Source organism: Streptomyces sp. NPDC017991 (assembly GCF_044328075.1).
Lineage (GTDB): Bacteria > Actinomycetota > Actinomycetes > Streptomycetales > Streptomycetaceae > Streptomyces.
This window is the reverse complement of record NZ_JBIRGP010000004.1, coordinates 45,502-70,646: the sequence shown is the minus strand read 5'-3', so window position 1 is coordinate 70,646 and position 25,145 is coordinate 45,502. Positions and strand designations below refer to the sequence as shown.

Genomic DNA, 25,145 nt, shown 5'->3' with positions numbered 1-25,145 from the left:
CCGCGCCGACGGCCCCCGCAGGGACGCGAGGAACCGCGCGCCCAGCCCCCACCCACCCGCACCCGGGCACCCACAACCCCGTCATCCCCCCCCGGGGCACCCACCCCCCCCCGGCACCTATGCCCCCGTCATCGCCCCCCCGGCCGGCCAGGCCCCCGTCACCAACCCCCCCGCCCGCCAGGCGCCCGCTAGGCTGACCCCCGTGAAGGTCCTAGTAATCGGCGGCGGTGCCCGCGAACACGCCCTGTGTCGTTCTCTCTCCCTCGACCCCGACGTCACCGCGTTGTACTGCGCCCCGGGCAACGCCGGTATCGCCGACGTGGCCGAGTTGCACGAGGTCGACGCCCTCGACGGCAAGGCCGTGGCCACGCTGGCCACGGATCTCGGCGCCGAGCTGGTGATCGTCGGCCCCGAAGCGCCCCTCGTGGCCGGGGTCGCCGACGCCGTGCGCGAGGCGGGCATCCCGGTGTTCGGCCCCTCGCGGGAGGCCGCCCGGCTGGAGGGCTCCAAGGCCTTCGCCAAGGACGTCATGGCGGGCGCGGGCGTCCCCACCGCCCGCTCGTACGTCTGCACGACCCCCGCCGAGGTGGACGAGGCACTGGACGCCTTCGGCGCCCCGTACGTCGTCAAGGACGACGGTCTCGCCGCCGGCAAGGGCGTCGTCGTGACCGACGACCTCGAAGCCGCCGCGGCCCACGCGGGCGCCTGCGACCGCGTGGTCATCGAGGAGTTCCTCGACGGCCCCGAGGTCTCCCTCTTCGCGATCACCGACGGTGTGACGGTCGTCCCGCTGCAGCCGGCCCAGGACTTCAAGCGGGCCCTCGACGGCGACCAAGGCCCCAACACCGGCGGCATGGGCGCGTACTCGCCCCTCCCGTGGGCCGACCCGAAGCTGGTCGAGGAGGTCATGCAGACCGTTCTGCAGCCGACCGTCGACGAGCTGCGCCGCCGCGGCACCCCGTTCTCCGGGCTGCTCTACGCCGGGCTCGCGATCACCTCGCGCGGCGTGCGGGTCATCGAGTTCAACGCCCGCTTCGGCGACCCCGAGACCCAGGTCGTCCTCGCCCGTCTGAAGACCCCGCTCTCCGGGATCCTCCTCGCGGCCGCGAACGGCACCCTCGCCGACCTCGAACCGCTGCGCTGGAGCGACGACGCGGCCGTCACCGTGGTCATCGCCTCGCACAACTACCCCGGCACCCCGCGCACCGGCGACCCCGTCGAGGGCCTCGCCGAGGTGGCCGCCGAGGACGCCCCGCACGCGTACGTCTTGCACGCCGGTACGAAGCGTGAAGGCGACGCGGTCGTCAGCGCGGGCGGCCGGGTGCTCTCGGTCACAGCGAGCGGTAGGGATCTCACGCAGGCCCGCACCCGTGCGTACAGGGCGGTCGACCGGATCCGCCTCGACGGCTCCCAACACCGTACGGACATCGCGGCGAAGGTGGCGGAAGCCGCCGCGGAGTAGGTCCAGTAACCGTCGGTTACGGGCTTTCACATGCACCGTCCCCGACCGCGCGGTACCCCGAGCAGCACGCGCCCAGCACGCGCGCAGTACCCGTACAGCCCCTTCGGGCCCCGGATCCAGCAACGGATCCGGGGCCCTTTCGTCAGCCACCTTTAGCCAAAGCCATTCCATCGAGTGACCGATCCCCCATCCGGCTGACGACGGCCGGGGCCCCAACTAGGGTGCGGCGCAAGCGTTCCGGCACTTGGCCCACCGGCATTGCGATGTCAGTCGTGGGTGCCACAGTGGGGGAGTGAGTAACGCCATGGACGTCCGCCGGCGGTGGCTTGGTATGCACACGCCGGGCGGGCAGTAGGGGGTGAGATCGGTCGTGTCCGGTATGGGAGTGGAGTTGGGCGCGCACACCGCGCGCTCACGGGCTCTCGCCGTGCTGCGCATCCGCAGCAGGGCGCTGGCCGTCGCCCTGCTGCCCGCGGCCGTCGCCGTCGTCCTGCTCGTCGGCGGGTCGACCGGGCACATCGACGGCCCCGGCTGGGGCGTGGTGCGCGCGGTCGTGACGGGGATCGCCGTGTTCGTGCTGCTGGGCGCGGTGGGTGTAGCGCTGCTCGTCGCCCGTTCGCGGCCCGCCATGAGCCCCACGGTCCCGGTCGCCGAGGAGTCGGCGCCGGACCTGTACCGCATGGTGCGGGATCTGGCCGACCGCCTCGAAGTGCCCGCGCCCTCCGCGATAGCGCTCACCCCGGACTGCGACAGCTGGCTGGAGGACCGGACCCACTCGGCCCACGCCCCGCCCCGCCCGGAGTCAGGGGACGAGATGGAGGGCGGCCGGGGCCTGGGACCTGCGCACCGGCGTACGCCCGCCGCGCCCGTCCTCGTCATCGGCTCCCCCTTCCTGTGGTGGATGCGGGTCGGCGAGCTGCGGGCCGTCCTCGCCCCGGTCGTCGCGGGTACGGGACCGTCGGCGCACCCCGACATAGCCGCGGCCCGGCGTTTCGTACGAGGTCTCGACGCTGCCGTGGCGGTGGCCTCGGCGCCCACCCGCGGCCCGCTGACCCGCCCGGTGCTCGGCGCGGCCGGCTGGGTGGCGAGGATCATGCTGCGCGGCTGCCGCGTGCACGCGGCGGAGATGGAACGGGGCGTGGCGACCGCGGCGGCGGAGCGTGCGCAGACCGTGGACTACGGGCTGCGGATCGTCGCGCAGGAACAGGTGGGCCTGGCGTACGCGGGCTGGGACCGGCTGCTGACGAGGGTCGCGCTGCCCGCCTGGCGCATGGGGCGCTGGCCGTCCCGGCTCGACGCGGGTGTCGTCGCGGCGCTCACCGAACTCTCACGGCGTGACCGGCTCGCCGAGGGCTTCACCTCCCGGCTCGGCGAACGCCCCGCCTGCGATCTCCTGGAGGAGCCGGGCGCGATCGACGAGGCGACGTCCCTGCTGGCCGCGCGCCTCTTCCACGGCGGACCCGCCGAGACCGGACCCGACTGGGCCCCGGTCGACTGGGCCGAGTACCCGGACGAGGTCGTCGACCGCAAGTGGCGTACGGACGCGGCACGGCTCCATCGCGTACTGGACGGACTGGGCGTGAGCCGCACCGCGGTGCCGGGAGCGTCGGAGCCGGAGGGTCCGACCCTGGACCGCGTGATGGCCCATCTGACGTCCTCCCCGCCCCCGCCCCCGCCCCCGCCCTCGCCCCCGGAGGACGAGCAGCTCGCCAACACGGGCACAGACAGCGGCGCGACACCGTACGAGGCCGACAGCGACGCGACGGCGTACGAGGCCGACAGCGGCCCGGAGAGCGACGAGGACGGCGGCCCGGAGACCGAGCGGAGCGCGGAGCTCGCGGCGGTGCTGAGCGCCGAGCTGGCGCGCGAGGAGGCCGCGACGGCCGCCGGGCCGACGGCGTCCTCTGCCTCCTCGACGGCCGCCGCGGGACAGGGCGGCCCCGACCTGGCGCTCTGGGACGACGGGGCGCTGCCGCTCTTCCCCCTGCAACCGCCGCGGACAGGGCGGGAGTTGCTCGGCGACCATGTGACGGCGATGGTCTGCTGCGCGGCGATGGACACGGCCGGGGCGCTGCCGGGGCTCGACTGGCTGGACGGCCCGTCGCTCCTCGTCGACGGCGAGCGCTCCGCCGACCTCGGCCCCCGTGTCCTCAGCCTCATCGAGGAGGGCGACCCCGCCCCCCTGCGCGCCTGGCTCCTGGACCTGGGAGTGCGCGCGGAGAAGCCGGTCAGACTGGTCTGAGCCCGGGGGCTCACCAGGGGCGCGAGGAACGGCGCACTCAGCCCCCACGACCCGCACGTCACGAACAACCCCCGGCCAGCCCCCGGCCAACTCCCAACCAGCCCCCGACCAGCTCCCGACCCGTCATCTCCCCACCCACCGCAGGCAATTAGCGACGAACGGTGACGGCACGCATGCGTAATGTGATGTGCTGGGCCCACCGGTGCCCACCCGCGTGCGGGGGCACACATGGGCCGCGCGGGGGCACACATGGGCAAGGACGTACGAGGGAGGGAACGTCACATGGGGACCGAGCAGATCCGCCGATGGGAGTCGGGAGCGCTGGCGCACGCCGTCACGGACCCATTCGGACAGGGCCCCGTCCCCTGGCTGCGCGGCAGTGAGAACTACTTCGACGACACGGGCCACGTCGTCCCCTGGTACGTCGACCACGCCCCACCCCCCGGTGCGACCACCGCGCACGACCGCTACCGAAGCCCCGGCCCGCGAGTCCCCACCCCGCGCGCGACCGCCGGGGACCCCCGCTCGGCCGACGACGTCCACCGGCAGATCAAGGGGTTCGCCTCCACCGGCGCGGTCGCCCCCGGCGAGGCCGTCGACTTCCACATCACGGTGGATCCGCCCCAGCAGTTCGGCGTGGACATCTACCGCATCGGCCACTACGGCGGCGACGGCGCCAGCAAGATCACCACCAGCCCGCGCCTCTCCGGGATCGTCCAGCCGCCCCCGCTCACCGCGGACCGCACGGTCTCCTGCCACCACTGGTGGCTCTCCTGGCGGCTGCAGATCCCGTCGTACTGGAGCATCGGCGCGTACGTCGCCGTCCTCACCACCGACGACGGGCACCGCTCCCACATCCCGTTCACGGTCCGCGACGACCACCCCGCCGACCTGCTGCTCGTCCTGCCGGACATCACCTGGCAGGCGTACAACCTCTACCCGGAGGACGGGCGTACGGGCGCGAGTCTCTACCACGCGTGGGACGACGACGGCCGGCTGCTCGGCGAGGCCGACGCCGCGACGACGGTCTCCTTCGACCGTCCGTACGCGGGCGCGGGCCTGCCCCTGCACGTGGGCCACGCCTACGACTTCATCCGCTGGGCCGAGCGCTACGGCTACGACCTCGCGTACGCCGACGCCCGCGACCTGCACGCCGGCCGTATCGACCCCACGCGCTACCGCGGCCTGGTCTTCCCGGGGCACGACGAGTACTGGTCGACGACCATGCGCCGTACCGTGGACGTCGCCCGCGAGCAGGGCACCTCGCTCGTCTTCCTCTCCGCCAACACCATGTACTGGCAGGTGGATCTGGCGCCCTCCGCGTCCGGTACCCCCGACCGCCTGCTCACCTGCTTGAAACGCCGGGGACCCGGCAGACCCGCGCTGTGGCGGGAGATCGACCGCCCGGAGCAGGAAGTACTCGGAATCCAGTACGCGGGGCGGGTCCCCGAGGCCCACCCACTCGTCGTCCGCAACGCCGACCACTGGCTGTGGGAGGCGACCGGAGCCCACGAGGGCGACGAGCTGGAGGGCATGGTCGCGGGGGAGGCCGACCGCTACTTCCCCCGTGTCGCGCTCCCCGAACACCAGGGCCGCATCCTCCTCTCGCACTCCCCCTACCGGGACACGGAGGGGACGATCCGCCACCAGGAGACATCGCTGTACCGCGCGCACTCGGGTGCCCTCGTCTTCGCGGCGGGCACCTTCGCCTGGTCCCCGGCCCTGGACCGGCCGGGCCACACCGACGCCCGTGTCCAGCGGGCCACGGCCAACCTCCTGGACCGCATCTGCAAACGTGACTGAGGCCACCGGCCCACGTCCGCACAGCCCCCTGGCCGAGGCCGGGCCTCCCGTACGGGAGAATCGAGCCATACAGTCAGAACCCCGCGGAGGAACCGTGTCCGGATTCGTCGAAAAGCCCGAGCCTCTTGAGGTTCCGGGTCTGGTGCACCTGCACACCGGCAAGGTGCGCGACCTGTACCAGAACGAGGCGGGCGACCTCGTGATGGTCGCCAGCGACCGCATGTCCGCGTTCGACTGGGTGCTGCCCACGGAGATCCCCGACAAGGGCCGCGTCCTGACGCGGCTCTCGCTCTGGTGGTTCGACCAGCTCGCCGACCTGCTGCCGAACCACGTCCTGGGCACCGAACCGCCGCCCGGCGCCCCCGCCGAGTGGCAGGGCCGCACCCTGGTCTGCAAGTCGCTGCGGATGGTCCCGGTCGAGTGCGTCGCCCGCGGCTATCTCACCGGCTCCGGTCTCGCCGAGTACAACGAGACCCGTACCGTCTGCGGCCTCGCGCTCCCGCACGGGCTGACCGACGGCTCGGAGCTGCCCGCCCCGATCTTCACCCCGGCGACCAAGGCCGCGGTCGGCGAGCACGACGAGAACGTCTCGTACGAGGAGGTCGCCCGGCAGGTCGGCGCGGAGACCGCGGCCCAGCTGCGGCAGGCGACGCTCGCCGTCTACGGCCGCGGCCGTGACATCGCGCGCGAGCGCGGCATTCTCCTCGCGGACACGAAGTTCGAGTTCGGCTTCGACGGCGAGACGCTGGTCCTCGCCGACGAGGTGCTGACCCCGGACTCGTCCCGCTTCTGGCCCGCCGACCAGTGGGAGCCGGGCCGCGCACAGCCCTCGTTCGACAAGCAGTACGTACGCGACTGGCTGACCTCCGCCGACTCCGGCTGGGACCGGAAGAGCGAGCAGCCGCCGCCGGCCCTGCCCCAGCAGGTCGTGGACGCGACCCGCGCCAAGTACGTGGAGGCGTACGAGCGTCTGACGGGCACGCCCTGGGCCTGAGCGACCCCGTGGCCCCCGCGGCCAACGCAAGAACCCCCGGCCGACGACCGGGGGTTCTTGCGTTCTTCCTGCGCTGAGCGGACGACCAGGTTCGAACTGGCGACCTCAACCTTGGCAAGGTTGCGCTCTACCAACTGAGCTACGTCCGCGCCGCGCCGTGGCTTTCACCGTGGCGCGAGAGCAACTATACCCAACCTCGCTCGCGCGCGAGACGCACCGCCGAGTGACGGTTCTCCGCTCCGAGCTTGGACACGGCCGACGACAGATAGTTGCGTACGGTCCCCTGCGACAGCGCGGCCCGCTCCGCGATCTCGGCGACGGGCGCTCCGTCGGAGGCCAGCTCCAGCACCTCGGCCTCGCGCGCGGTGAGCGGCGAATCCCCGGCGGAGATCGCGTCGGCGGCCAACTCGGGGTCGACATAACGGTTTCCCGCGTGGACGGTACGGATGATCTCCGCGAGCCGTTGCGCGCTCACGGTCTTCGGGACGAAACCGCGCACACCCGCCGTCAGCGCCCGCTTGAGATGTCCGGGGCGCCCATGGCTCGTCACGATGAGCACGCGGCAGGCGGGCAGCTCGGTCCGCAGCGATGTGGCCACCCTCACACCGTCGGCCCCGGGCATCTGCAGATCCAGGACGGCCACATCGGGTTCGTGCGCCCGCGCCATCGCCAGCGCCTCGGGACCGCCGGCCGCCTCCGCCACCACGAGCAGATCGTCCTCAAGACCCAGCAGCGCGGCGAGCGCCCCCCGGATGAGGTGCTCGTCGTCGGCGAGCAGCAGCCGGATGGGTCGTACGGATGTCATGGCGTGACCTCTTCACTCACTGAGCGCGCGACGGTGTCCGACGAGGAACCGGACGAGGAACCGGACGAGGAACCCGCCGGGGAAGCCGACGAGGAGGCGGGCGGCAGGGGCACCTCGGCCACGACCCGGAAGAGGCCGCCGTCGACGGGTCCCGCCTGCAGCGTCCCGGCCACCGCGGCCAGCCGCTCCCGCAGCCCGGCGAGACCGGATCCCCCGCCGGACCTTCCGCCGGGCGTACCCGGCCCGCCGGTCGCTCCCTGTCCGGCGGCCCGCTCCACCCCGTCGTTCTCGACCGTGAGGACCACGTGGTTCCCCGCCGGTGACAGCGTCACGCGGCACCGCCGGGCGTCGCCGTGCCGCAGTACGTTCGTGGTGGCCTCCCGTACGACCCAGCCGAGTGCCGACTGGACGGCCGGCGGCAGCCCGGTCGCGGAGCCGGTCACCGAGCAGTCGACCCCGGCCGCGGCCAACACGCCCTGCGCGCCGGAGAGTTCGGCGCCGAGGTCGGCCTCGCGGTAGCCCCGTACGACCTCGCGGACCTCGCGCTGCGACTCGCGGGCGATCCGCTGCACCTCGATCATCTGGTCCACGGCCTCGGGGCGCTCGCGACGGGAGAGCTGGACGGCGAGTTCGCTCTTCAGGGCGATCACCGCGAGGTTGCGGCCCATCACGTCGTGCAGATCGCGTCCGAAGCGGAGCCGCTCCTCGGCGACCGCGAGGCGGGTCCGGGTCTCGCGGGCCGCGTCCAGCTCGTACACGGCGTCGAGCAGCCAGACGGAGAAGACGGAGGTGAAGGTGAGGCCACCGCCGCCGAGCAGTACCGCGAACGCCGTGCCCAGCGCGGCACGTCCGTCGAGGCCCAGCGCGAACGCCATGACTCCGGCGTACACGGCGGAGCCGGCCACGATGCCCAGGACGCGCTGCCGGCCGCGGACGCCGAGCGCGATGGTGCCGGTGCCGAAGACCAGCACGCCCACGCAGAGCGGGACCGCCGCCGACGCCATGTCCTCGCCGCCCGGCCCGTGCTTCACGAGGCCGATCGCGGCGGTCCCCAGCAGCGCGGAGACCGCGCCGAGTACGACGAGCAGGCGTACGGGCTGTTCACGGGTGCCCCGCGTCCAGTCGAGCGACTTGGACGCGGTCACCGCGCACAGCACGGCGTGGGCGCACAGCGGCAGGACCAGCCAGACGGCGAGCCCGGCCCCCACCTGCCCGAAGACCGGAAGCCCGATGGCGGTGAACTCCACCAGCGGAAAGAAGTGGAAGGACCAGCGGGTGTACGTCTCGACCTTCGCCGGCGTGCTCTTCCCGCGCCACCAGAGACCCGGCCTGCGCATTCCCGAACTCCCGATTCCCATGACCGACCGTCCCCGTCCCTGTCTGCGTCTCCTTCGCCGCTCCCGCTCTTGTGCACTGCGCGGGCCGGGGTCAGCGCCTCGGTTCCCAGCGGAACCACTTGTGTACAGCAAACACCGCGAGCACGGTCCAGGCCAGCGCCGTAGCGAGCGCGCCCAGGGCCTCGTACGTGGAGAGGTTCCCCGCCCAGCCGCCGCGGATGAGGGTGATCACCGGGGACAGCGGCAGCAGTTCGCAGAAGGTGGCGAGCCGGTCCGGCATGACCTCGAAGGGCACGACGGTGCCGGAGCCCATCATCGACACGAGCAGCAGCGGCATCGCCGCGACCTGGGCGCCCTCCACGCTCCTGCTGAAACTCGCGGTCACCGCCGCGAGCGCCGGCCACATCATGAGCCCCAGCAGCAGTCCCACGACTGAGAGGAGGGGCGCCTCGGGCGTTCCCACGTCCATGAGCGCCGCGCACGCGGCCGTCAGCACCAGGCTCTGCACCAGGCCGATGAGGACCGACGGGACGGCGGCACCCGCGAGGATCTCGGCGTCCCGCAGCTCCCCGGTACGCAGCCGCTTGAGGACGAGTTCCTCGCGGCGGGCGGCGTAGACGCTCACCAGCGAGCTGTAGACGGCGAAGAGCAGGGAGAAGCCGACGGCGGCGGGCAGGATGACCGAGCCGACCGAGAGACCGGACCCCTTCAGGTCCATGTCCTCGACCGTCGAGCGAAGGCTGAGCGGCAGGACCAGCGGCACGAAGACGGCCGCGAAGAAGGTGGCCCTGCTGCGCGCCAGGAGGGTGAGTTCGGCGCGGGCGAGGGAGGTCATGCGGCCGACCGCGGTCACGGTCGACGCCGGGGGTGCGGTCCTGGTCACGGTGTCCGCGCTCATGCCACATGCTCCTTCTCGGAGTGCTGAGACTGCCCTGCCTGCCCTGCCTGCCCTGCCTGCCCTGCCTGCCCTGCCTGTTCCGCCTGTTCCGCCTGGGCCTCCTGTTCCGAGACGTGCCGCGCGATGCGCAGGAACGCCTCCTCCAGGGACCCCGACCGGATGTCGAGCCCCCGCAGCTCGACACCGGCCCGCTCGGCCCACATCAGCAGCCCGGTGGCGGCCCGCTGCAGCTCGTTCGTACGCAGCCGGAGTACGCGTCCGACGACCTCGTGCCCGGTGACGCCGAGGGAGTCGAGCGGCGGCAGATCGCCGGGGAAGTAGCCGCCGGGCAGTTCGAAGGAGATCCGCGACGGCTGGGAGGCGGTCACCTCGGCCGGGGTGCCGGAGACCGCTATCCGCCCGGCGTGCAGGATCGCGAGCCGGTCCGCGAGCCCTTCCGCCTCCTCCAGGTAGTGGGTGGTGAGCAGCACGGTGGTGCCCTGCGCGCGCAGTTCGCGCACCAACTCCCAGGTCTCCTGGCGTCCTTCGGCGTCGAGACCGGTCGTCGGCTCGTCCAGGAAGAGCACCTCGGGCCGTCCGAGGAGCGCGAGTGCCAGGTCCAGGCGCCGCTTCTCCCCACCGGACAGCTGCTTCACGCGTACGCCGGCCCGGCGGGTGAGGCCGACCAGGGACAGCGCCTCGCTCTCGGGGCGGGCTCCGCTCGTGCAGCCGGCCCACATCCGTACGGTCTCCGAGACGGTCAGTTCGGAGGGGAAGCCGCCCTCCTGGAGCATGAGACCGATGCGCGGGCGGACGGCGGAACGTTCGGTGTACGGGTCGTGGCCGAGGACGCGCACCTGGCCGCCGGCCGGGCGGGCGAGGCCCTCGATGAGTTCGACGGTGGAGGTCTTGCCCGCGCCGTTGGTGCCGAGCAGTGCGAAGAGTTCGCCCCGGGCGACTTCGAAGGAGACCCCTCGGACCGCCTCGAACCCTCCCCCGTAGACGCGTCGGAGATCAGTGACCTCGATCACGGGCTCATTCGTATTCATGACTCAAGCGTCTCGGGCGACGCCGGGGCTCGGCAGTGCACGCTGTCACCGCTGCACATGACAAATGTCAGACGGCGGGGAACGGTGTGACGGATGCGGGGTGACGGACGCGCGCACGAGAAAGACCCCGGTCATATGACCAGGGCCTTTACTCACTGCTTCTTACGCTGAGCGGACGACCAGGTTCGAACTGGCGACCTCAACCTTGGCAAGGTTGCGCTCTACCAACTGAGCTACGTCCGCATTGCCTCCGACCGGCTTTCACCGATCGGCGCGAGCATCAGCCTACCCGATCGAAAGACGATCAGACCGGCGATGCAGAGCGGGTGACAGGAATTGCACACTGCGCCTTCCCCCTGGAAGGGGGATGTTCTGCTACTGAACTACACCCGCGTGACTCCGGTGAGCCGGGCCTTTCGGCCTTGCCCCTCGGCGTGCTCCAGACTCTAGCCGATCGCCAGGGGTACAACGCAAGTCGACTACCCCCAGGCCCGAATGAACCCCGAACCACGCCCCCCGCACACACCCCCTACAGGGGCCGCCCCGCCCCCCCCCAAGGGGCGCGGCGAACGGCACACTCAGCCCCCGCCCCCCAAGGGGCGCGGGGAACTGCGCGCCAAGCCCCCACGCACCTGCACCCGACGAACCAAGGGGCGAGGCCGAACGGCGCACTCAGCCCCCGCCCCTCCAGGGGCGCGGGGAACTGCGCGACAAGCCCCCACGCACCCGCACCCGACGAACCAAGGGGCGCGGGGAACGGCGCGACAAGCCCCCACCCCGCCGCACCCGACGCACAACCCCCGACCCCGCCCCCCAGCAGCCCCCGCAGGGGCCGACGCAGGGCCCGGCGCAAGGCCCGGCCCAGGAGCCCGACCCCCGAGCGGCCGAGCTCCCCGCACCACCCCACCACCCACCACCGCCCAAGAACCCGAAGCCGCCCGCCGGGCACCGGTCACTACTGCGCAGCGGTGAACGCCTCATACACCCGCTTGGGAATCCGCCCCCGCGCAGGCACCTCCAGCTTGTTGGACTGCGCCCACGCGCGAACGGCCGCCGGATCGGGCGCCACGGCGGTCTGCCGGTACGCCTTCCCGGAGCGCGACCGCTTGCGCCCGGCCTCCACGTACGGCTCCAGCGCCGTGCGCAACTGCTCTGCATTGGCCGGATTCAGGTCGATCTCGTACGACTTGCCGTCCAGACCGAAGGCGATCGTTTCCGCCGCTTCCGAGCCGTCGATGTCGTCGGAGAGAGTGACTACGACACGCTGCGCCACGAATATCGGTCCCTTCGTGCGGCACCTATCCGACGACGTGCGATGACGTGCCGAGATGCCGACTGTCCGACTGCTTTTATGGGTGATTGGGCAAAGTATCGGCTATTGCCAATTCATTTGTACAGTGCCCGGCAATCCAATGTGAAGCTCGACTAAATCTCTTGGCGTGTCCCCAGGCAATAGGGGGCCCGGTCTCGATCCGGATCTTTCCCAGGATTTTTCGTGAAGGCAGCCCGGCGATAGGTTCTCGATGCGCAATCGTGATGACGGTCACGTAGATTCCTACGAATCTACCCGCGTAGAAATTTTGTACGGGTAGTCTGAAGGAACCTGCTCAGCACCACACACCGGGAGTGCCAGTGGCACGCGTCGTAGTCGACGTCATGCTCAAGCCGGAGATCCTCGACCCCCAGGGCCAGGCGGTGCAGCGTGCACTGCCGCGCCTCGGTTTCGAAGGCATCTCCGACGTCCGTCAGGGAAAGCGATTCGAACTGGAAGTGGACGGACCGGTGGACGACACCGCGCTCGCCCGCATCCACGAACTCGCCGAATCCTTCCTCGCCAACACCGTGATCGAGGACTTCACCGTCAAGGTCGAGGAAGTCGCGGAGGCCGGAAAGTGACCGCTCGTATTGGCGTCGTCACTTTCCCGGGAAGCCTCGACGACCGGGACACGCAGCGTGCGATCAGGCTCGCCGGCGCCGAACCCGTCGCCCTCTGGCACAAGGACAAGGACCTCAAGCAGGTCGACGCCGTTGTCCTGCCGGGTGGTTTCTCGTACGGCGACTATCTGCGCGCCGGTGCGATCTCGCGCTTCTCGCCGGTCATGGCGACGGTGATTGAGCAGGCGAAGTCGGGAATGCCGGTGCTCGGCATCTGCAACGGCTTCCAGATCCTCACCGAGGCCCATCTCCTTCCCGGCGGGATGCTCGGCAACGACCACCTCCACTTCATCTGCCGTGACCAGAAGTTGAAGGTGGAGAACGCGGAAACCGCCTGGACCGCGGACTACGAGTCCGGCCAGGAGATCCACATCCCGCTGAAGAACATGGACGGGCGGTACGTCGCCGACGAGCGCACCCTCGACATGCTGGAGGCGGAGGGCCGCGTCGTCTTCCGTTACGTGGTCGGCGGCGAGTTCGCCGACGGTTTCGGCAATCCCAACGGCTCGCTGCGGGACATCGCCGGCATCTCGAACGAGGCGGGCAACGTCGTCGGTCTGATGCCGCACCCGGAGCACGCTGTCGAGCCCCTCGTCGGGTCCGGCCGCACCGACGGCCTCCCCTTCTTCACCTCGATCCTCAAGAAGCTGGTCAACGCATGAGCCGGACGCCCTCCCGTCTCCCACCGCCGCCCTCGACCGAGGCCCTTCGGGCCGCCCCCAGGATTCTGGACACGGTCGAGCACGCGGCCGGAACCCCCGACGTCGAGCTGCCCTGGGCCGAACTCGGCCTGAAGAAGGACGAGTACGAGCGGGTCGTGGAGATCCTCGGCCGCCGCCCGACCGGTGCCGAGCTCGCCATGTACTCGGTCATGTGGTCCGAGCACTGCAGCTACAAGTCCTCGAAGGTGCACCTGCGCCAGTTCGGCGAGAAGGCGCCCCGGTCCGACGCGCTGCTCGTCGGCATCGGCGAGAACGCGGGCGTCGTCGACGTCGGCCAGGGCTACGCGGTCACCTTCAAGGTCGAGTCGCACAACCACCCCTCGTACGTCGAGCCCTACCAGGGCGCGGCCACCGGCGTCGGCGGCATCGTGCGCGACATCATCGCGATGGGCGCGCGGCCGGTGGCGGTGGTTGACCCGCTGCGCTTCGGCGCCGCGGACCACCCGGACACCAAGCGCGTACTGCCCGGTGTCGTCGCCGGCATCGGCGGCTACGGCAACTGTCTGGGCCTGCCCAACATCGGCGGCGAGGTCGTCTTCGACGCCTGCTACCAGGGCAACCCGCTGGTCAACGCCGGTGCCATCGGCGTCATGCGGCACGAGGACATCCACCTCGCGAAGGCGTCGGGCACGGGCAACAAGGTCATCCTGTACGGGGCCCGCACGGGCGGCGACGGCATCGGCGGCGCCTCCATCCTGGCGAGTGAGACCTTCGACGACGCGAAGCCGTCCAAGCGTCCCGCGGTCCAGGTCGGCGACCCCTTCCAGGAGAAGCTCCTCATCGAGTGCACCCTGGAGGCCTTCGCCGAGAAGCTGGTCGTCGGCATCCAGGACCTGGGAGCGGCCGGACTGTCGTGCGCCACCAGCGAGTTGGCGTCCAACGGCTCCGGCGGCATGCGCGTGACGCTGGACGACGTACCCCTGCGCGACTCGACTCTGTCTCCCGAGGAAATCCTCATGAGCGAGTCGCAGGAACGCATGTGCGCGGTCGTCGAGCCGTCGAAGGTCGACCGCTTCCTGGAGATCTGCGACAAGTGGGACGTCATCGCCACGGTGATCGGTGAGGTCACCGACGGCGACCGCCTGGAGATCTTCTGGCACGGCGGCAAGATCGTCGACGTCGACCCGCGTACGGTCGCGCACGACGGCCCGGTCTACGAGCGCCCGTACGCCCGCCCGCACTGGCAGGACGCGCTGCAGGCGGACGACGCCAACAAGCTGCCCAGGCCCGCCACTTCGGAGGAACTGAAGCAGCAGGTCCTCCAGCTGGTCGCCTCGCCGAACCAGGCCTCCAAGTCCTGGATCACCTCCCAGTACGACCACTTCGTGCAGGGCAACACGGTGCTGGCGCAGCCCGAGGACTCGGGCATGATCCGCATCGACGAGGAGTCCGGGCTCGGGGTGGCCATCGCCACGGACGGCAACGGCCGGTTCGCGAAGCTGGACCCGTACACGGGTGCGCAGCTCGCCCTGGCCGAGGCGTACCGGAACGTCGCAACGACCGGTGCCAGGCCGCTCGCCGTCTCCGACTGCCTGAACTTCGGTTCGCCCGAGGACCCGGCCGTCATGTGGCAGTTCGCGGAGGCCATCCGTGGACTGGCCGACGGTTGCCTGCAGTTGGGCACGCCGGTGACCGGGGGCAACGTCTCGCTCTACAACCAGACGGGCGAGGCGGCGATCCACCCGACTCCGGTGGTCGCGGTCCTGGGCGTCATCGACGACGTGGCCCGGCGTACGCCGGTCGCCTACCGGGAAGAGGGCCAGCTCCTCTACCTGCTCGGCGACACCCGTGAGGAGTTCGGGGGTTCGGCCTGGTCGCAGGTCGTCCACGACCACCTGGGCGGGCTGCCTCCGGCCGTGGACCTGGAGCGGGAACGCCTTCTCGGCGAGATCCTGATCTCCGCCTCCCGCGACGGCATGATCGACTCCGCGCACGACCTGTCCGACGGCGGTCTGATCCAGGCCGTGGTCGAGTCGGCGCTGCTCGGTGACAAGGGGGCGCGGCTCGTCGTACCCGACGGGCTCGACGCGTTCACGTTCCTGTTCTCCGAGTCCGCGGGTCGCGCGGTCGTCGCGATCCCGCGTTCCGAGGAACTGCGCTTCACCGACATGTGCGGTGCGCGGGGGCTGCCGGCCGCGCGTATCGGTGTCGTCGACGGTGACGCGGTGGAGGTCCAGGGCGAGTTCACGCTGCCGCTGTCCGACCTGCGCACGGCCCACACGGAGACGATCCCGAAGCTGTTCGCGTAACCCGTCCCCCCGACCCGGCCCCGCCCGAAAACCGGCGGGGCCGGCTCTCGTCTCCCCCCCGCCCCCACCGGCGGGGTGGTGTTCTGTCTGCCGCACGGTGGGGGCTGATCGCGCAGTTCCCCGCGCCCCAAAAAAGCGGAAGCCCCGCCGCTGCCGGCGGGGTGATTTCCGTCTGCCGCCCAGTAGGGGCTGGCCGCGCAGTTCCCCGCCCCCCCAAGGGGCGCCGCCGAGCGCGAGGCTGTGAACTCGATCGAGCCCGGCTCGCCTCCAGGGGCGCGGGGAACTGCGCGATCAGCCCCCGCCGGCCCGCAGACGAAGTACGTCCGCTCGCTGCCGGTTCCGCCGAGCCAGTTGAGCTGGGCCCCGTCCGCCCAAGGGGCGCGGGGAACTGCGCGATCAACCCCCGCCGGCCCGCAGACGAAGTACGTCCGCTCACCGCCGGCTCCGCCGAGCCAGTTGAGCTGGGCCCCGTCCGCCGAAGGGGCGCGGGGAACTGCGCGGCCCGCCCCCACCGGCCCGCAGACGAAAATCCACCCCCCTAAACTCCCCCCATGCCCCCGGCCAAGAAGCGCCCCCGTACCTACGACCCGGCAAAGACCCGCGCCGCGGTCCTCGCGCAGTTCGGGAACGTCCGGGCGGCCGTCCGCACCCTCACCCCCGGCCAACTCGCCTCACCCGCCGGCCTCGGCGACTGGACCGTGCGGGAGCTGGCCGCGCACCTGGCCATGGCACTGGAAGCCGTGAACCGGGGCCTGGACGGACCGGAGCCCCCCGCCCCCACGCTCGCCCTGCTCGACTGGCCGTCCGCCACGGCCCCCCGGGCGGCCGAGGTCGACGAGGACGTACACGCGCTCGCCGCCACCGAACCGGACCTCGACGCGCTGTACGAGCGCACGGAAGCCCGCTTCACCGAGCGCCTCCCACAAGCCCCGGGCGGACGCCTGCTGGGCACCCGCGTGGGAGCGATGACTCTGGCCGACCACCTCGTCACCCGCACGGTGGAGCTGGTCGTCCACACCGACGACCTCAACGCGGCAGTCCCCGGGCTCGACGTCCCGTACGACCGCCAGGCCCTCGCCACCTGCACCCGTCTGCTCGCCGACGCCCTCGCCGCGAAGGCGCCCGGCGCCTCCACCGAGGTGCGCGTACCCCCGTACGCCGTCGTGCAGTGCGTGGAGGGCCCGCGCCACACCCGCGGCACCCCGCCCAACGTCGTGGAGACGGACCCGCTCACCTGGATCCGCCTCGCGACGGGGCGGATGGGGTGGAAGACAGCCCTCGACGAGGCGCGGGTCCGCGCGAGCGGAGAACGGGCCGACCTGGGCGCACTGCTCCCCCTCATGAGCTGAGCCCGACGGCCGAACCGAGCGCGCCCGTATGCGCGGCCGTTGCCCCGTGAGGGAACCAATCACCCCACCCGCCCCGTCAAAGCGGCATGCACACGCAGCGACGCAACCTCAGCGCACTCAGCCCGCGGGTCGGCCTCAGCGCCCTGGCGGTCACCGGACTCCTCGCCACGGCCGCCTGCGGCACGGAGAGCGGCGACAGCGGCAGCGGCGGCAAGGAGTCCGGTGCCAGTTCCGTCGGGACCCGGCAGGACACCGGACTCACCGGCAAGCAGTGGAACGTCGAAAGCGTGACGGCCGACGGGAAGACGCAGAACGCCCCGGCCGGCGCGCACGTCGAGTTCGGCAAGGACGGCAAGGTGGGCGGCAACTACGGCTGCAACCACTTCGGGGCCACCGCCGAGATCGAGGGCGACACGATCACGATCGGCGACGACACCTTCAAGACCGAGATGGCCTGCACGGCCGACGGGACGATGGGCTTCGAGTCGAAACTCGGCGAGGTCATGTCCGACAGCACGATCAAGGCCGAGGTCAACGGCGACAAACTGACGCTCACCACCGAGGACGGGTACACCGTGAAGCTGACCGCCGAGAAGCAGGCCGATCTCCACGGCACGAAGTGGAACGTCACCGGCACGGTGAAGGTCGACGCGAAGGGCGACGCCCAGGGCGGCTCCGCCGTCGCCCTGGCCTCCGAGGCCAAGGACAAGGTCCATCTCACCTTCGACGAGAAGGGCACGGTCGCCGGACAGCTCGGGTGCAACAAGGTGACCGCGAAGGCCACGGTCGGCGACGGCACTATCACTCTGGGCGCGCCGGGCACCACCCGGAAGATGTGCTCCGCCTCACTCATGGACACCGAACGCTCCCTCCTGAAGCTCTTCGGCGGCACGGTGAAGTACCAGCTGAAGGGCAGCAAACTCACGCTGACCAGCGAAAACGGCGCGGGCCTGGAAGCCGTCGCCGCGAAGTGACCCCCGGCGGGCGGCGTCTCACCGCGCCGCTCGGGCGCTTCCCCAATTCGGACCAGTGGTCGATCTCGCCTACACTCGGTGGCGTGCCACGTGGTGACGGTCGACTCAGTCATGATCTGCTCCCCGGCGAGAAAGGACCCCAGGACGCTTGCGGCGTCTTCGGAGTCTGGGCTCCCGGTGAAGAGGTCGCCAAGCTCACTTACTTCGGGCTCTACGCCCTCCAGCATCGAGGCCAGGAATCCGCGGGAATCGCGGTCAGCAACGGCTCTCAGATCCTCGTCTTCAAGGACATGGGGCTCGTGTCCCAGGTCTTCGACGAGGCCTCCCTCGGCTCCCTGCTCGGTCATATCGCGGTCGGTCACGCCCGCTACTCGACCACCGGTGCCTCCACCTGGGAGAACGCCCAGCCGACCTTCCGTGCCACCGGGCACGGCTCGATCGCGCTCGGCCACAACGGCAACCTCGTCAACACGGCCGAGCTGGCCGGAATGGTCGCCGACCTCCCCAAGCAGGAGGGCCGCACCCCGCGTGTGGCGGCGACCAACGACACCGACCTGCTGACGGCCCTGCTGGCCGCCCAGGTCGACGACGACGGCAAGCCGCTGACCGTCGAAGAGGCCTCCGCGAAGATCCTCCCGCAGGTCAAGGGCGCCTTCTCGCTCGTCTTCATGGACGAGCACACCCTCTACGCCGCCCGTGACCCGCAGGGCATCCGCCCGCTGGTCCTCGGCCGTCTGGAGCGCGGCTGGGTCGTCGCCTCCGAGTCCGCCGCCCTCGACATCTGCGGCGCGGCCTACGTCCGCGAGATCGAGCCGGGCGAGTTCGTCGCCATCGACGAGAACGGACTGCGAACCTCCCGATTCGCGGAAGCGAAGCCCAAGGGCTGTGTCTTCGAGTACGTGTACCTGGCCCGCCCGGACACCGACATCGCCGGCCGGAACGTGTACCTCTCCCGTGTCGAGATGGGCCGCCGCCTCGCCAAGGAAGCTCCGGCGGAAGCCGATCTGGTCATAGCGACTCCGGAGTCCGGCACGCCCGCCGCGATCGGTTACGCGGAGGCCTCCGGCATCCCGTTCGGTGCCGGTCTGGTGAAGAACGCGTACGTCGGCCGGACCTTCATCCAGCCTTCACAGACCATCCGCCAACTGGGCATCAGGCTGAAGCTGAATCCCCTCAAGGAAGTCATCAAGGGCAAGCGCCTGGTCGTCGTCGACGACTCGATCGTGCGCGGCAACACCCAGCGCGCCCTGGTCCGGATGCTCCGCGAGGCGGGCGCGGCCGAGATCCACATCCGGATCTCCTCGCCCCCCGTGAAGTGGCCCTGCTTCTTCGGCATCGACTTCGCGACCCGCGCGGAGCTGATCGCCAACGGCATGTCCATCGAGGAGATCGGCACGTCCCTGGGCGCCGACTCCCTCTCGTACATCTCCATCGACGGCATGATCGAGGCCACCACCATCGACAAGCCGAACCTCTGCCGTGCCTGCTTCGACGGCGAGTACCCGATGGACCTCCCGGACCCCGAGCTGCTCGGCAAGCAGCTCCTGGAGACCGAGCTGGCCGCGGGCCCCGCGTCGGCCGCGGCCGACGCCATCCGTCGCCCGTAAGACCTCGCAGCAACATCGCAGCGACAGCGCTGTACGACACCGCTGTACGACACGAAAGTTCTCACCGTCATGTCTGAGACAACTGGTGCCAGCTACGCAGCCGCGGGCGTCGACATCGAAGCGGGCGACCGCGCCGTCGAACTGATGAAGGAGTGGGTGAAGAAGACGCAGCGCCCCGAGGTCCTCGGTGGCCTCGGCGGCTTCGCCGGCCTCTTCGACGCCTCCGCCCTCAAGCGGTACGAGCGCCCGCTGCTCGCCTCCGCCACGGACGGCGTCGGCACGAAGGTCGACCTCGCCCGGCAACTCGGCGTGTACGACACCATCGGCCACGACCTGGTCGCGATGGTCATGGACGACATCGTGGTGTGCGGCGCCGAGCCGCTCTTCATGACCGACTACATCTGTGTCGGCAAGGTCCACCCGGAGCGCGTGGCGGCCATCGTGAAGGGCATCGCCGAGGGCTGTGTCCTCGCGGGCTGCGCCCTGGTGGGCGGCGAGACGGCCGAACACCCCGGTCTGCTCGGCCCGGACGACTTCGACGTCGCCGGCGCCGGTACGGGTGTCGTGGAGGCCGACCGGCTGCTGGGCGCGGATCGTATCCGTACGGGTGACGCGGTGATCGCCATGGCGTCCTCCGGCCTTCACTCGAACGGGTACTCACTTGTCCGGCATGTCCTGTTCGACCGCGGGAATCTGAAGCTCGACCAGCACGTCGAGGAGTTCGGCCGCACCCTCGGCGAGGAACTGCTGGAGCCCACCAAGATCTACTCGCTGGACTGTCTGGCGCTGACCCGCACGACCGACGTGCACGCGTACTCGCACATCACGGGCGGCGGCCTCGCGGCCAACCTGGCCCGGGTGATCCCGGACGGCCTGCACGCGACGGTCGACCGCGCCACCTGGTCCCCGGCCCCGGTCTTCGACCTCGTCGGCACCACCGGCCAGGTCGAGCGCCTGGAACTCGAAAAGACGCTGAACATGGGCGTGGGCATGATCGCGATCGTCCCCCAGGACTCCGCGGACGCGGCCCTCACCACCCTGGCGGACCGAGGAGTCGAAGCCTGGGTGGCAGGCGAGATCACGGACAGAGGCACCCACAAGACGGGCGCGGAACTGACCGGCGACTACGCGGCCAGGTAGCCCCGTACGGGGCGCCCACAGGGGCGCCCTTCAGGGCAGCCCCGCAAGGGGCGCGGGGAACTGCGCGACCAGCCACGACGAACCTGCAGCCGACCAGCCCACAGCAAGTACTCCCAGCCAACCCGCGGAGCGACATGCACAAAACCCGGTCCGGCAACCAACCCCGGACCGGGTGAAGCGCAGCTAGAACGACGAGCGCAGCTGGTACGTCAAGCCCCGCGGCGTTGCGACGCAGGACCGGACTCATCGTCCTCGTCCTCGTCGTCGTTGTAGAGATCCGCGTACTGGGAGTACGGGTCGTCTTCCTCGTCGTCGTCCTCGAACGGCTCGCCATTCGGCGGCTGTTGCGAAGTCGAAGCGCCCAGCTCATTGGCCAGACGCGACAGATCAGTCCCGCCGCTGCTGTACTTCAGCTGGCGGGCGACCTTCGTCTGCTTGGCCTTTGCCCGGCCGCGCCCCATGGCTCGACCCCCTCGGATACGGGGCTCGACGGCCCCAGAGTCTTGACACGCGTTCATGATCTGGAACGGGCTCTCCGTGGAGAGACCGGTCCGTAGGGCTTCCACGGTACCTGAGCCCACGCCCATACGGTACGTCGCCCGCAGGAAGCTCGTGTGCACAGGACCCGCGAGGTGCCCCGTCCTCGCTGGTCAACCGCGATTTTAACCTCTTCTTGGCGAGCGACCCGCCGACGAACGTGAGAGTTCTCTCCCGCACCCGCCGACGGGACCCCGCGGAGCCGTGCGCACAGCCTTCCGAACGGCGGCCGAACGGCTGCCGAACATCAGGGGCGACGGGCCTCCGCCATGCGGTGCTCGGCGATCCGGTCGGCCGCGGCGGCCGGCGGAATACCGTCTTCCTTCGCACGAGCGAATATGGCCAGCGTGGTGTCGAAGATCTTCGCGGCCTTCGTCCGGCACCGCTCGAAGTCGAAGCCGTGGAGCTCGTCGGCGACCTGGATGACACCGCCCGCGTTCACCACGTAGTCCGGCGCGTAGAGGATCCCGCGGTCGGAGAGGTCCTTCTCCACACCCGGGTGCTCCAGCTGGTTGTTGGCCGCGCCGCAGACGATCTTCGCGGTGAGCGCCGGCACGGAGTCGTCGTTCAGGGCGCCGCCGAGCGCGCACGGGGCGTAGATGTCGAGCCCCTCGGTCCGGATCAGCCGCTCGGTGTCCGCGGCGACCTCCACGGAGGGGTGCTTGTCGGCGATGCGGCCCACGGAGTCCTGGCGCACGTCCGCGATCACGACCCGGGCGCCGTCCTCCAGCAGGTGCTCCACCAGGTGGCGGCCGACCTTGCCGACGCCCGCGACGCCGACCGTGCGGTCGCGCAGCGACGGATCGCCCCACAGGTGCTGCGCGGAGGCCCGCATGCCCTGGAAGACCCCGAAGGCCGTCAGGACGGACGAGTCGCCCGCGCCGCCGTTCTCGGGGGAGCGCCCGGTGGTCCAGCGGCACTCGCGCGCCACGACGTCCATGTCGGCCACGTAGGTGCCGACGTCGCAGGCGGTCACGTACCGCCCGCCGAGCGAGGCCACGAAACGGCCGTACGCGAGGAGCAGGTCCTCGGTCTTGATCTGCTCGGGGTCACCGATGATCACGGCCTTGCCGCCGCCGTGGTCGAGCCCGGCCATGGCGTTCTTGTACGACATCCCGCGGGCGAGGTTCAGCGCGTCGGCGACGGCGGCGGCCTCGTTCTCGTACGGGTAGAAGCGGGTGCCGCCGAGGGCCGGGCCCAGGGCGGTGGAGTGGATGGCGATGACGGCCTTGAGGCCGGTGGCGCGGTCCTGACAGAGCACGACCTGCTCATGGCCGCCCTGATCCGACCGGAACAGGGTGTGCAGTACGTCGTCAGGGCTGCCGGTTACGTCGGTCACGGTGGTGACTCCCAGGTAAAGAGCGGCGGGTCGGGGCGGCCCTCGTACGGGTGGCGGGGGTCCGTGTGGCACGAGATTAGAGCCTGCGCGGGACCACCATCGGCCCAGTGGTCAGGATCACCCCCGCCCGGAGTACGGTCACGGGCGGGCGTGGGACGATTTGCAGGGGTTTCCCGCGTGCCCGCGCACAGGCCGCGCGGTTTTCCACCGGGTCGGCTGGGGAGGGAGCAAGCGTGCCCAAGGTGTCCTCGTTGATCGTCCCGTACGCGTCCTATCTCCGGGTGTACGAACCGCTCGCGGCCTTCCCGGAACCGGAGCGCGGCCACTGGTCCCGCTACGCGCGCCGGCCCGAGCGTCCCTCGTACCAGGACGAACTGCGCCGTTCGCTGGCCGACCTGCTGCCCGTGCCGCCGGTCGCGGTGCCGGTGCAGGAGAGCGGTGACGCGTTCGTCGCGGAGGTGGACGGCGTGCTGTGCGTGTGCCCCTGGCGGACCCGGCTGCGCGGCTGGGAGGCGCTGGGGGACCTGGCGGAGGAGTTGCCGGCCGCCGTCCTGGACGCGGCGCTGCCCGAGCTCGTACGCCGTCAGGCGGCCCAGGACTACGAGCGCTGGCTGACCCGCAACCCCGACGCCCGGCCCTGGATCCGCACCTCGACCTGGCAGGTCCCGCTGCACTGGTTCGTGCTCGTCTCGGACGAGGAGCGCGAGTACGACAAGGGGGCCGGGTCCGGGGGCGGTTCGCGGGCCGAACAGGACGCGCCCGTGCTCCGCTACCGCACGCCGATGGTGCAGGCGCGGCGGCGGGTGGCGCGGGCCCTGCGGACGCTGCGGGACACCCTCGACGAGGGGCCGCTCATCGACGGCCTGGTGGACGTGGGGCGTTGGCTGGAGGAATTCCATCCGCGCTCCCTGGTGGAGCTGGACTACGGCGGCCTCGTCCACGTCCTGCCCGCGGGGGAGCTCGACGGCGACCACTCCGCCGCCGATGTCGCCGAGGGCATCGAGGCGTTGCGCACGGGCGACGGGCCCGGCGCGGGGGAGGCATACGGTCGGCTCGTGGAACGGTGGCGTTCGGTCCGGGACCGGCGCTCGGCGAACTGAGGGGCGCACGGAGGCTCTTCGGGCCCCCGGTTCCTGTGCGTCACGGAGCCTGACAGGACGTAAGTCCCGATCCGGGTCGTACGGGGTAAGCGTGACGGACAGCACTAACACGGACCTTGCGCCCAACGGCCTTCCTCATGCCAAAATAGGACAAGGAGTCCGGGGAGGGCTCTTTCTGCCCACGTTTGGGTGGAATCTCGGCATTGCGCTGCAGGGGGGTCCCGTGGCTCCTGATCGTCCTGTGACTGATCGTCACAGTGTCGTGACTGTCCGCTATGGCATGGTCCATCGGCTTCCGTCGCTGATGAACACCTGGGAGGGCAATTCCATCGGTTTGGCCGACGCGGCTGGACGGATGGTGTAGTTGTAGTGCCGAGGACAAGCCGTTCGTCCTATAACCGACTCGACCCGCATCCGCCATTTCGGGCAACGCGGGTCAAGGTGCAGAATTTAGAGGAAAGAACCGAGAACGATCGGTTCTCCCGAGGAGGCCGCTCATGACCGCTCGCACCCCTGATGCCGAGCCGCTGCTGACCCCGGCTGAGGTCGCCACGATGTTCCGCGTGGACCCGAAGACGGTCACGCGGTGGGCGAAGGCCGGCAAGCTCACGTCGATCCGTACGCTCGGCGGGCATCGCCGTTACCGCGAAGCAGAGGTACGTGCACTGCTCGCGGGCATCCCGCAGCAGCGCAGCGAAGCCTGAACAACAACTGCATAGCCACATAGCAGGGTATTTCGGCAGGTCCCCCAACTTGTCGGTAGGGCCCTGACGCAAGTACCGCTTCAGCGTCACCCAAGCACCACTCAAGCACCACCCAAGTACCAAGCGACGCGGATCCCGCCCCAACGGGGTCCTCGCCCGAGCAAGAACCACAAGAACTGTGGGTGCGTCGTAGATCGCGCTGGACTCCGCCGGGTCCAGCGCGATCTTTTTTGTGCGCTGGTCATGGGGTGTGCGCGCTTACAAGGTCGGTCTGTGAGTGGCCTTGTCGCAGTCTGGGTGAGGCTGTCGGATCGGCTGTGAGTCCCTTTCGGGCTCAGTGCAATTGCACATATTAAATTGACAAGTTGTAGGTGGGGGGTAAGATCCGCAGGTTTGAAAACTTATGCGGTGACACCCGTCACATGTCGGAGTCCTTGTTGCGCGTGGCATACCTGCGCTAATGGGGGACTCGTTCATCTGGGGCCGCGTGAGGGGTAGTTGATGCGCGGCCCTCGTTCATGCGGTGGCTCACGCGGTCGCTCACGCCGGGGAGGGGTCGTCGTCCTCCGGGGTGCCGTCCAGGTCCTCGGGGCCGGCCTCCGAGGCCAGTCGCAGGAGGCGGTGGCAGATCGGGCAGTGCCCCGTCCGGTGCCGGTGGCCGGAGGCGGCCGACAGGTGGGCACGGAGCAGGGCTCCCGTCTCATGCCGAGCGGTCGCCGCCATGGTCACCTCCGGTGGGGTCTGTGGCTCTGGTTTCTAGGTACTTGGGGAATGTGACGGCGTCAAGGGCGGGTGGTTGCCGGGAGGGCCTGATGGGGCCTGTGGGGGTGGTGTCGGGATCTGTGGCGATGATCGGGGCGCTGTGGGGTGTCGGCTGGCGGCCGGTGGGGGTGGGGGTGTTGCGCAGTTCCCCGCGCCCC

21 protein-coding genes and 3 tRNA genes are annotated in these 25,145 nt (G+C 70.8%); 13 read left to right on the top strand and 11 right to left on the bottom strand.

Annotation, left to right across the window (positions count from 1 at the left end; genetic code table 11):
- Window positions 1-202: 202 nt before the first annotated feature.
- The 4 genes from purD (at window position 203) to ACH4DZ_RS12975 (ending at window position 6,501) form a co-directional block, all read left to right on the top strand.
- A complete protein-coding gene (purD, locus tag ACH4DZ_RS12990) occupies window positions 203-1,462 on the top strand; it encodes a phosphoribosylamine--glycine ligase (RefSeq protein ID WP_398287140.1) in 1,260 nt (419 codons plus the stop codon).
- Window positions 1,463-1,841: 379 nt separating this feature from the next.
- Window positions 1,842-3,704: a hypothetical protein gene (locus ACH4DZ_RS12985; protein WP_398287732.1), complete on the top strand. Its 1,863-nt coding sequence runs from the start codon at window positions 1,842-1,844 to the stop codon at window positions 3,702-3,704.
- A gap of 282 nt (window positions 3,705-3,986) precedes the next feature.
- Window positions 3,987-5,507, top strand: coding sequence for a N,N-dimethylformamidase beta subunit family domain-containing protein (locus ACH4DZ_RS12980; protein WP_398287139.1), 1,521 nt, complete (start codon window positions 3,987-3,989; stop codon window positions 5,505-5,507).
- A gap of 94 nt (window positions 5,508-5,601) precedes the next feature.
- Window positions 5,602-6,501, top strand: coding sequence for a phosphoribosylaminoimidazolesuccinocarboxamide synthase (locus tag ACH4DZ_RS12975; RefSeq protein ID WP_398287137.1), 900 nt, complete (start codon window positions 5,602-5,604; stop codon window positions 6,499-6,501).
- A gap of 76 nt (window positions 6,502-6,577) precedes the next feature.
- Here ACH4DZ_RS12975 and ACH4DZ_RS12970 read toward each other — a convergent pair.
- The 8 genes from ACH4DZ_RS12970 to ACH4DZ_RS12935 form a co-directional block, all read right to left on the bottom strand.
- Window positions 6,578-6,650 (bottom strand) — tRNA-Gly (locus tag ACH4DZ_RS12970).
- A 35-nt stretch (window positions 6,651-6,685) separates the two neighbouring features.
- Window positions 6,686-7,306 (bottom strand): response regulator, encoded by a 621-nt coding sequence (locus ACH4DZ_RS12965; RefSeq protein ID WP_384806555.1) that lies wholly within the window; start codon window positions 7,304-7,306, stop codon window positions 6,686-6,688.
- A complete protein-coding gene (locus ACH4DZ_RS12960; protein WP_398287136.1) occupies window positions 7,303-8,643 on the bottom strand; it encodes a sensor histidine kinase in 1,341 nt (446 codons plus the stop codon). The genes ACH4DZ_RS12965 and ACH4DZ_RS12960 overlap by 4 nt, the downstream gene beginning before the upstream one ends.
- A gap of 91 nt (window positions 8,644-8,734) precedes the next feature.
- Entirely contained in the window at window positions 8,735-9,541 is an 807-nt protein-coding gene (locus ACH4DZ_RS12955; protein ID WP_398287135.1) for an ABC transporter permease, read from the bottom strand.
- Complete coding sequence (locus ACH4DZ_RS12950) at window positions 9,538-10,569, bottom strand: ABC transporter ATP-binding protein (RefSeq protein ID WP_398287134.1); 1,032 nt, start codon at window positions 10,567-10,569, stop codon at window positions 9,538-9,540. Before ACH4DZ_RS12950 ends, ACH4DZ_RS12955 begins: the two co-directional genes overlap by 4 nt.
- Window positions 10,570-10,739: 170 nt before the next feature.
- Window positions 10,740-10,812 (bottom strand) — tRNA-Gly (locus tag ACH4DZ_RS12945).
- 78 nt (window positions 10,813-10,890) lie between these two features.
- Window positions 10,891-10,962 (bottom strand) — tRNA-Gly (locus ACH4DZ_RS12940).
- Between the two features lie 562 nt (window positions 10,963-11,524).
- Complete coding sequence (locus tag ACH4DZ_RS12935) at window positions 11,525-11,842, bottom strand: Lsr2 family protein (protein WP_398287133.1); 318 nt, start codon at window positions 11,840-11,842, stop codon at window positions 11,525-11,527.
- A gap of 359 nt (window positions 11,843-12,201) precedes the next feature.
- Between ACH4DZ_RS12935 and purS the strand changes: the two genes are divergently transcribed.
- From purS to purM, 7 genes are all read left to right on the top strand, one after another.
- Window positions 12,202-12,465, top strand: a complete 264-nt coding sequence (gene purS / locus ACH4DZ_RS12930; protein WP_055518089.1) for a phosphoribosylformylglycinamidine synthase subunit PurS — start codon at window positions 12,202-12,204, stop codon at window positions 12,463-12,465.
- Entirely contained in the window at window positions 12,462-13,166 is a 705-nt protein-coding gene (purQ, locus tag ACH4DZ_RS12925; protein WP_398287132.1) for a phosphoribosylformylglycinamidine synthase subunit PurQ, read from the top strand. Before purS ends, purQ begins: the two co-directional genes overlap by 4 nt.
- A complete protein-coding gene (purL, locus tag ACH4DZ_RS12920; RefSeq protein ID WP_398287131.1) occupies window positions 13,163-15,475 on the top strand; it encodes a phosphoribosylformylglycinamidine synthase subunit PurL in 2,313 nt (770 codons plus the stop codon). The genes purQ and purL overlap by 4 nt, the downstream gene beginning before the upstream one ends.
- A 551-nt stretch (window positions 15,476-16,026) precedes the next feature.
- Complete coding sequence (locus ACH4DZ_RS12915) at window positions 16,027-16,824, top strand: sterol carrier family protein (protein ID WP_398287130.1); 798 nt, start codon at window positions 16,027-16,029, stop codon at window positions 16,822-16,824.
- Between the two features lie 86 nt (window positions 16,825-16,910).
- The gene (locus tag ACH4DZ_RS12910; protein ID WP_398287129.1) at window positions 16,911-17,798 is read left to right on the top strand and encodes an META domain-containing protein; all 888 of its coding nucleotides are present in this window, start codon (window positions 16,911-16,913) and stop codon (window positions 17,796-17,798) included.
- Between the two features lie 83 nt (window positions 17,799-17,881).
- A complete protein-coding gene (gene purF, locus ACH4DZ_RS12905) occupies window positions 17,882-19,405 on the top strand; it encodes an amidophosphoribosyltransferase (RefSeq protein ID WP_398287128.1) in 1,524 nt (507 codons plus the stop codon).
- A gap of 69 nt (window positions 19,406-19,474) precedes the next feature.
- Window positions 19,475-20,545 (top strand): phosphoribosylformylglycinamidine cyclo-ligase, encoded by a 1,071-nt coding sequence (gene purM / locus ACH4DZ_RS12900; RefSeq protein ID WP_398287127.1) that lies wholly within the window; start codon window positions 19,475-19,477, stop codon window positions 20,543-20,545.
- A gap of 209 nt (window positions 20,546-20,754) precedes the next feature.
- Here purM and ACH4DZ_RS12895 read toward each other — a convergent pair whose 3' ends face one another.
- Window positions 20,755-21,006 (bottom strand): DUF3073 domain-containing protein, encoded by a 252-nt coding sequence (locus ACH4DZ_RS12895; RefSeq protein WP_107020614.1) that lies wholly within the window; start codon window positions 21,004-21,006, stop codon window positions 20,755-20,757.
- A 323-nt stretch (window positions 21,007-21,329) separates the two neighbouring features.
- Window positions 21,330-22,421: a Leu/Phe/Val dehydrogenase gene (locus ACH4DZ_RS12890; protein WP_398287126.1), complete on the bottom strand. Its 1,092-nt coding sequence runs from the start codon at window positions 22,419-22,421 to the stop codon at window positions 21,330-21,332.
- A 233-nt stretch (window positions 22,422-22,654) separates the two neighbouring features.
- Here ACH4DZ_RS12890 and ACH4DZ_RS12885 point away from each other — a divergent pair, with 233 nt between their 5' ends.
- On the top strand, window positions 22,655-23,521 hold the full coding sequence (locus ACH4DZ_RS12885) for a hypothetical protein (RefSeq protein WP_398287125.1): 867 nt from the start codon (window positions 22,655-22,657) through the stop codon (window positions 23,519-23,521).
- Between the two features lie 497 nt (window positions 23,522-24,018).
- Window positions 24,019-24,225 (top strand): developmental transcriptional regulator BldC, encoded by a 207-nt coding sequence (gene bldC, locus ACH4DZ_RS12880; RefSeq protein WP_003949541.1) that lies wholly within the window; start codon window positions 24,019-24,021, stop codon window positions 24,223-24,225.
- Between the two features lie 540 nt (window positions 24,226-24,765).
- Here the strand turns inward: bldC and ACH4DZ_RS12875 are convergent.
- Window positions 24,766-24,948: a DUF6274 family protein gene (locus tag ACH4DZ_RS12875; protein ID WP_398287124.1), complete on the bottom strand. Its 183-nt coding sequence runs from the start codon at window positions 24,946-24,948 to the stop codon at window positions 24,766-24,768.
- Window positions 24,949-25,145 lie beyond the last annotated feature (197 nt).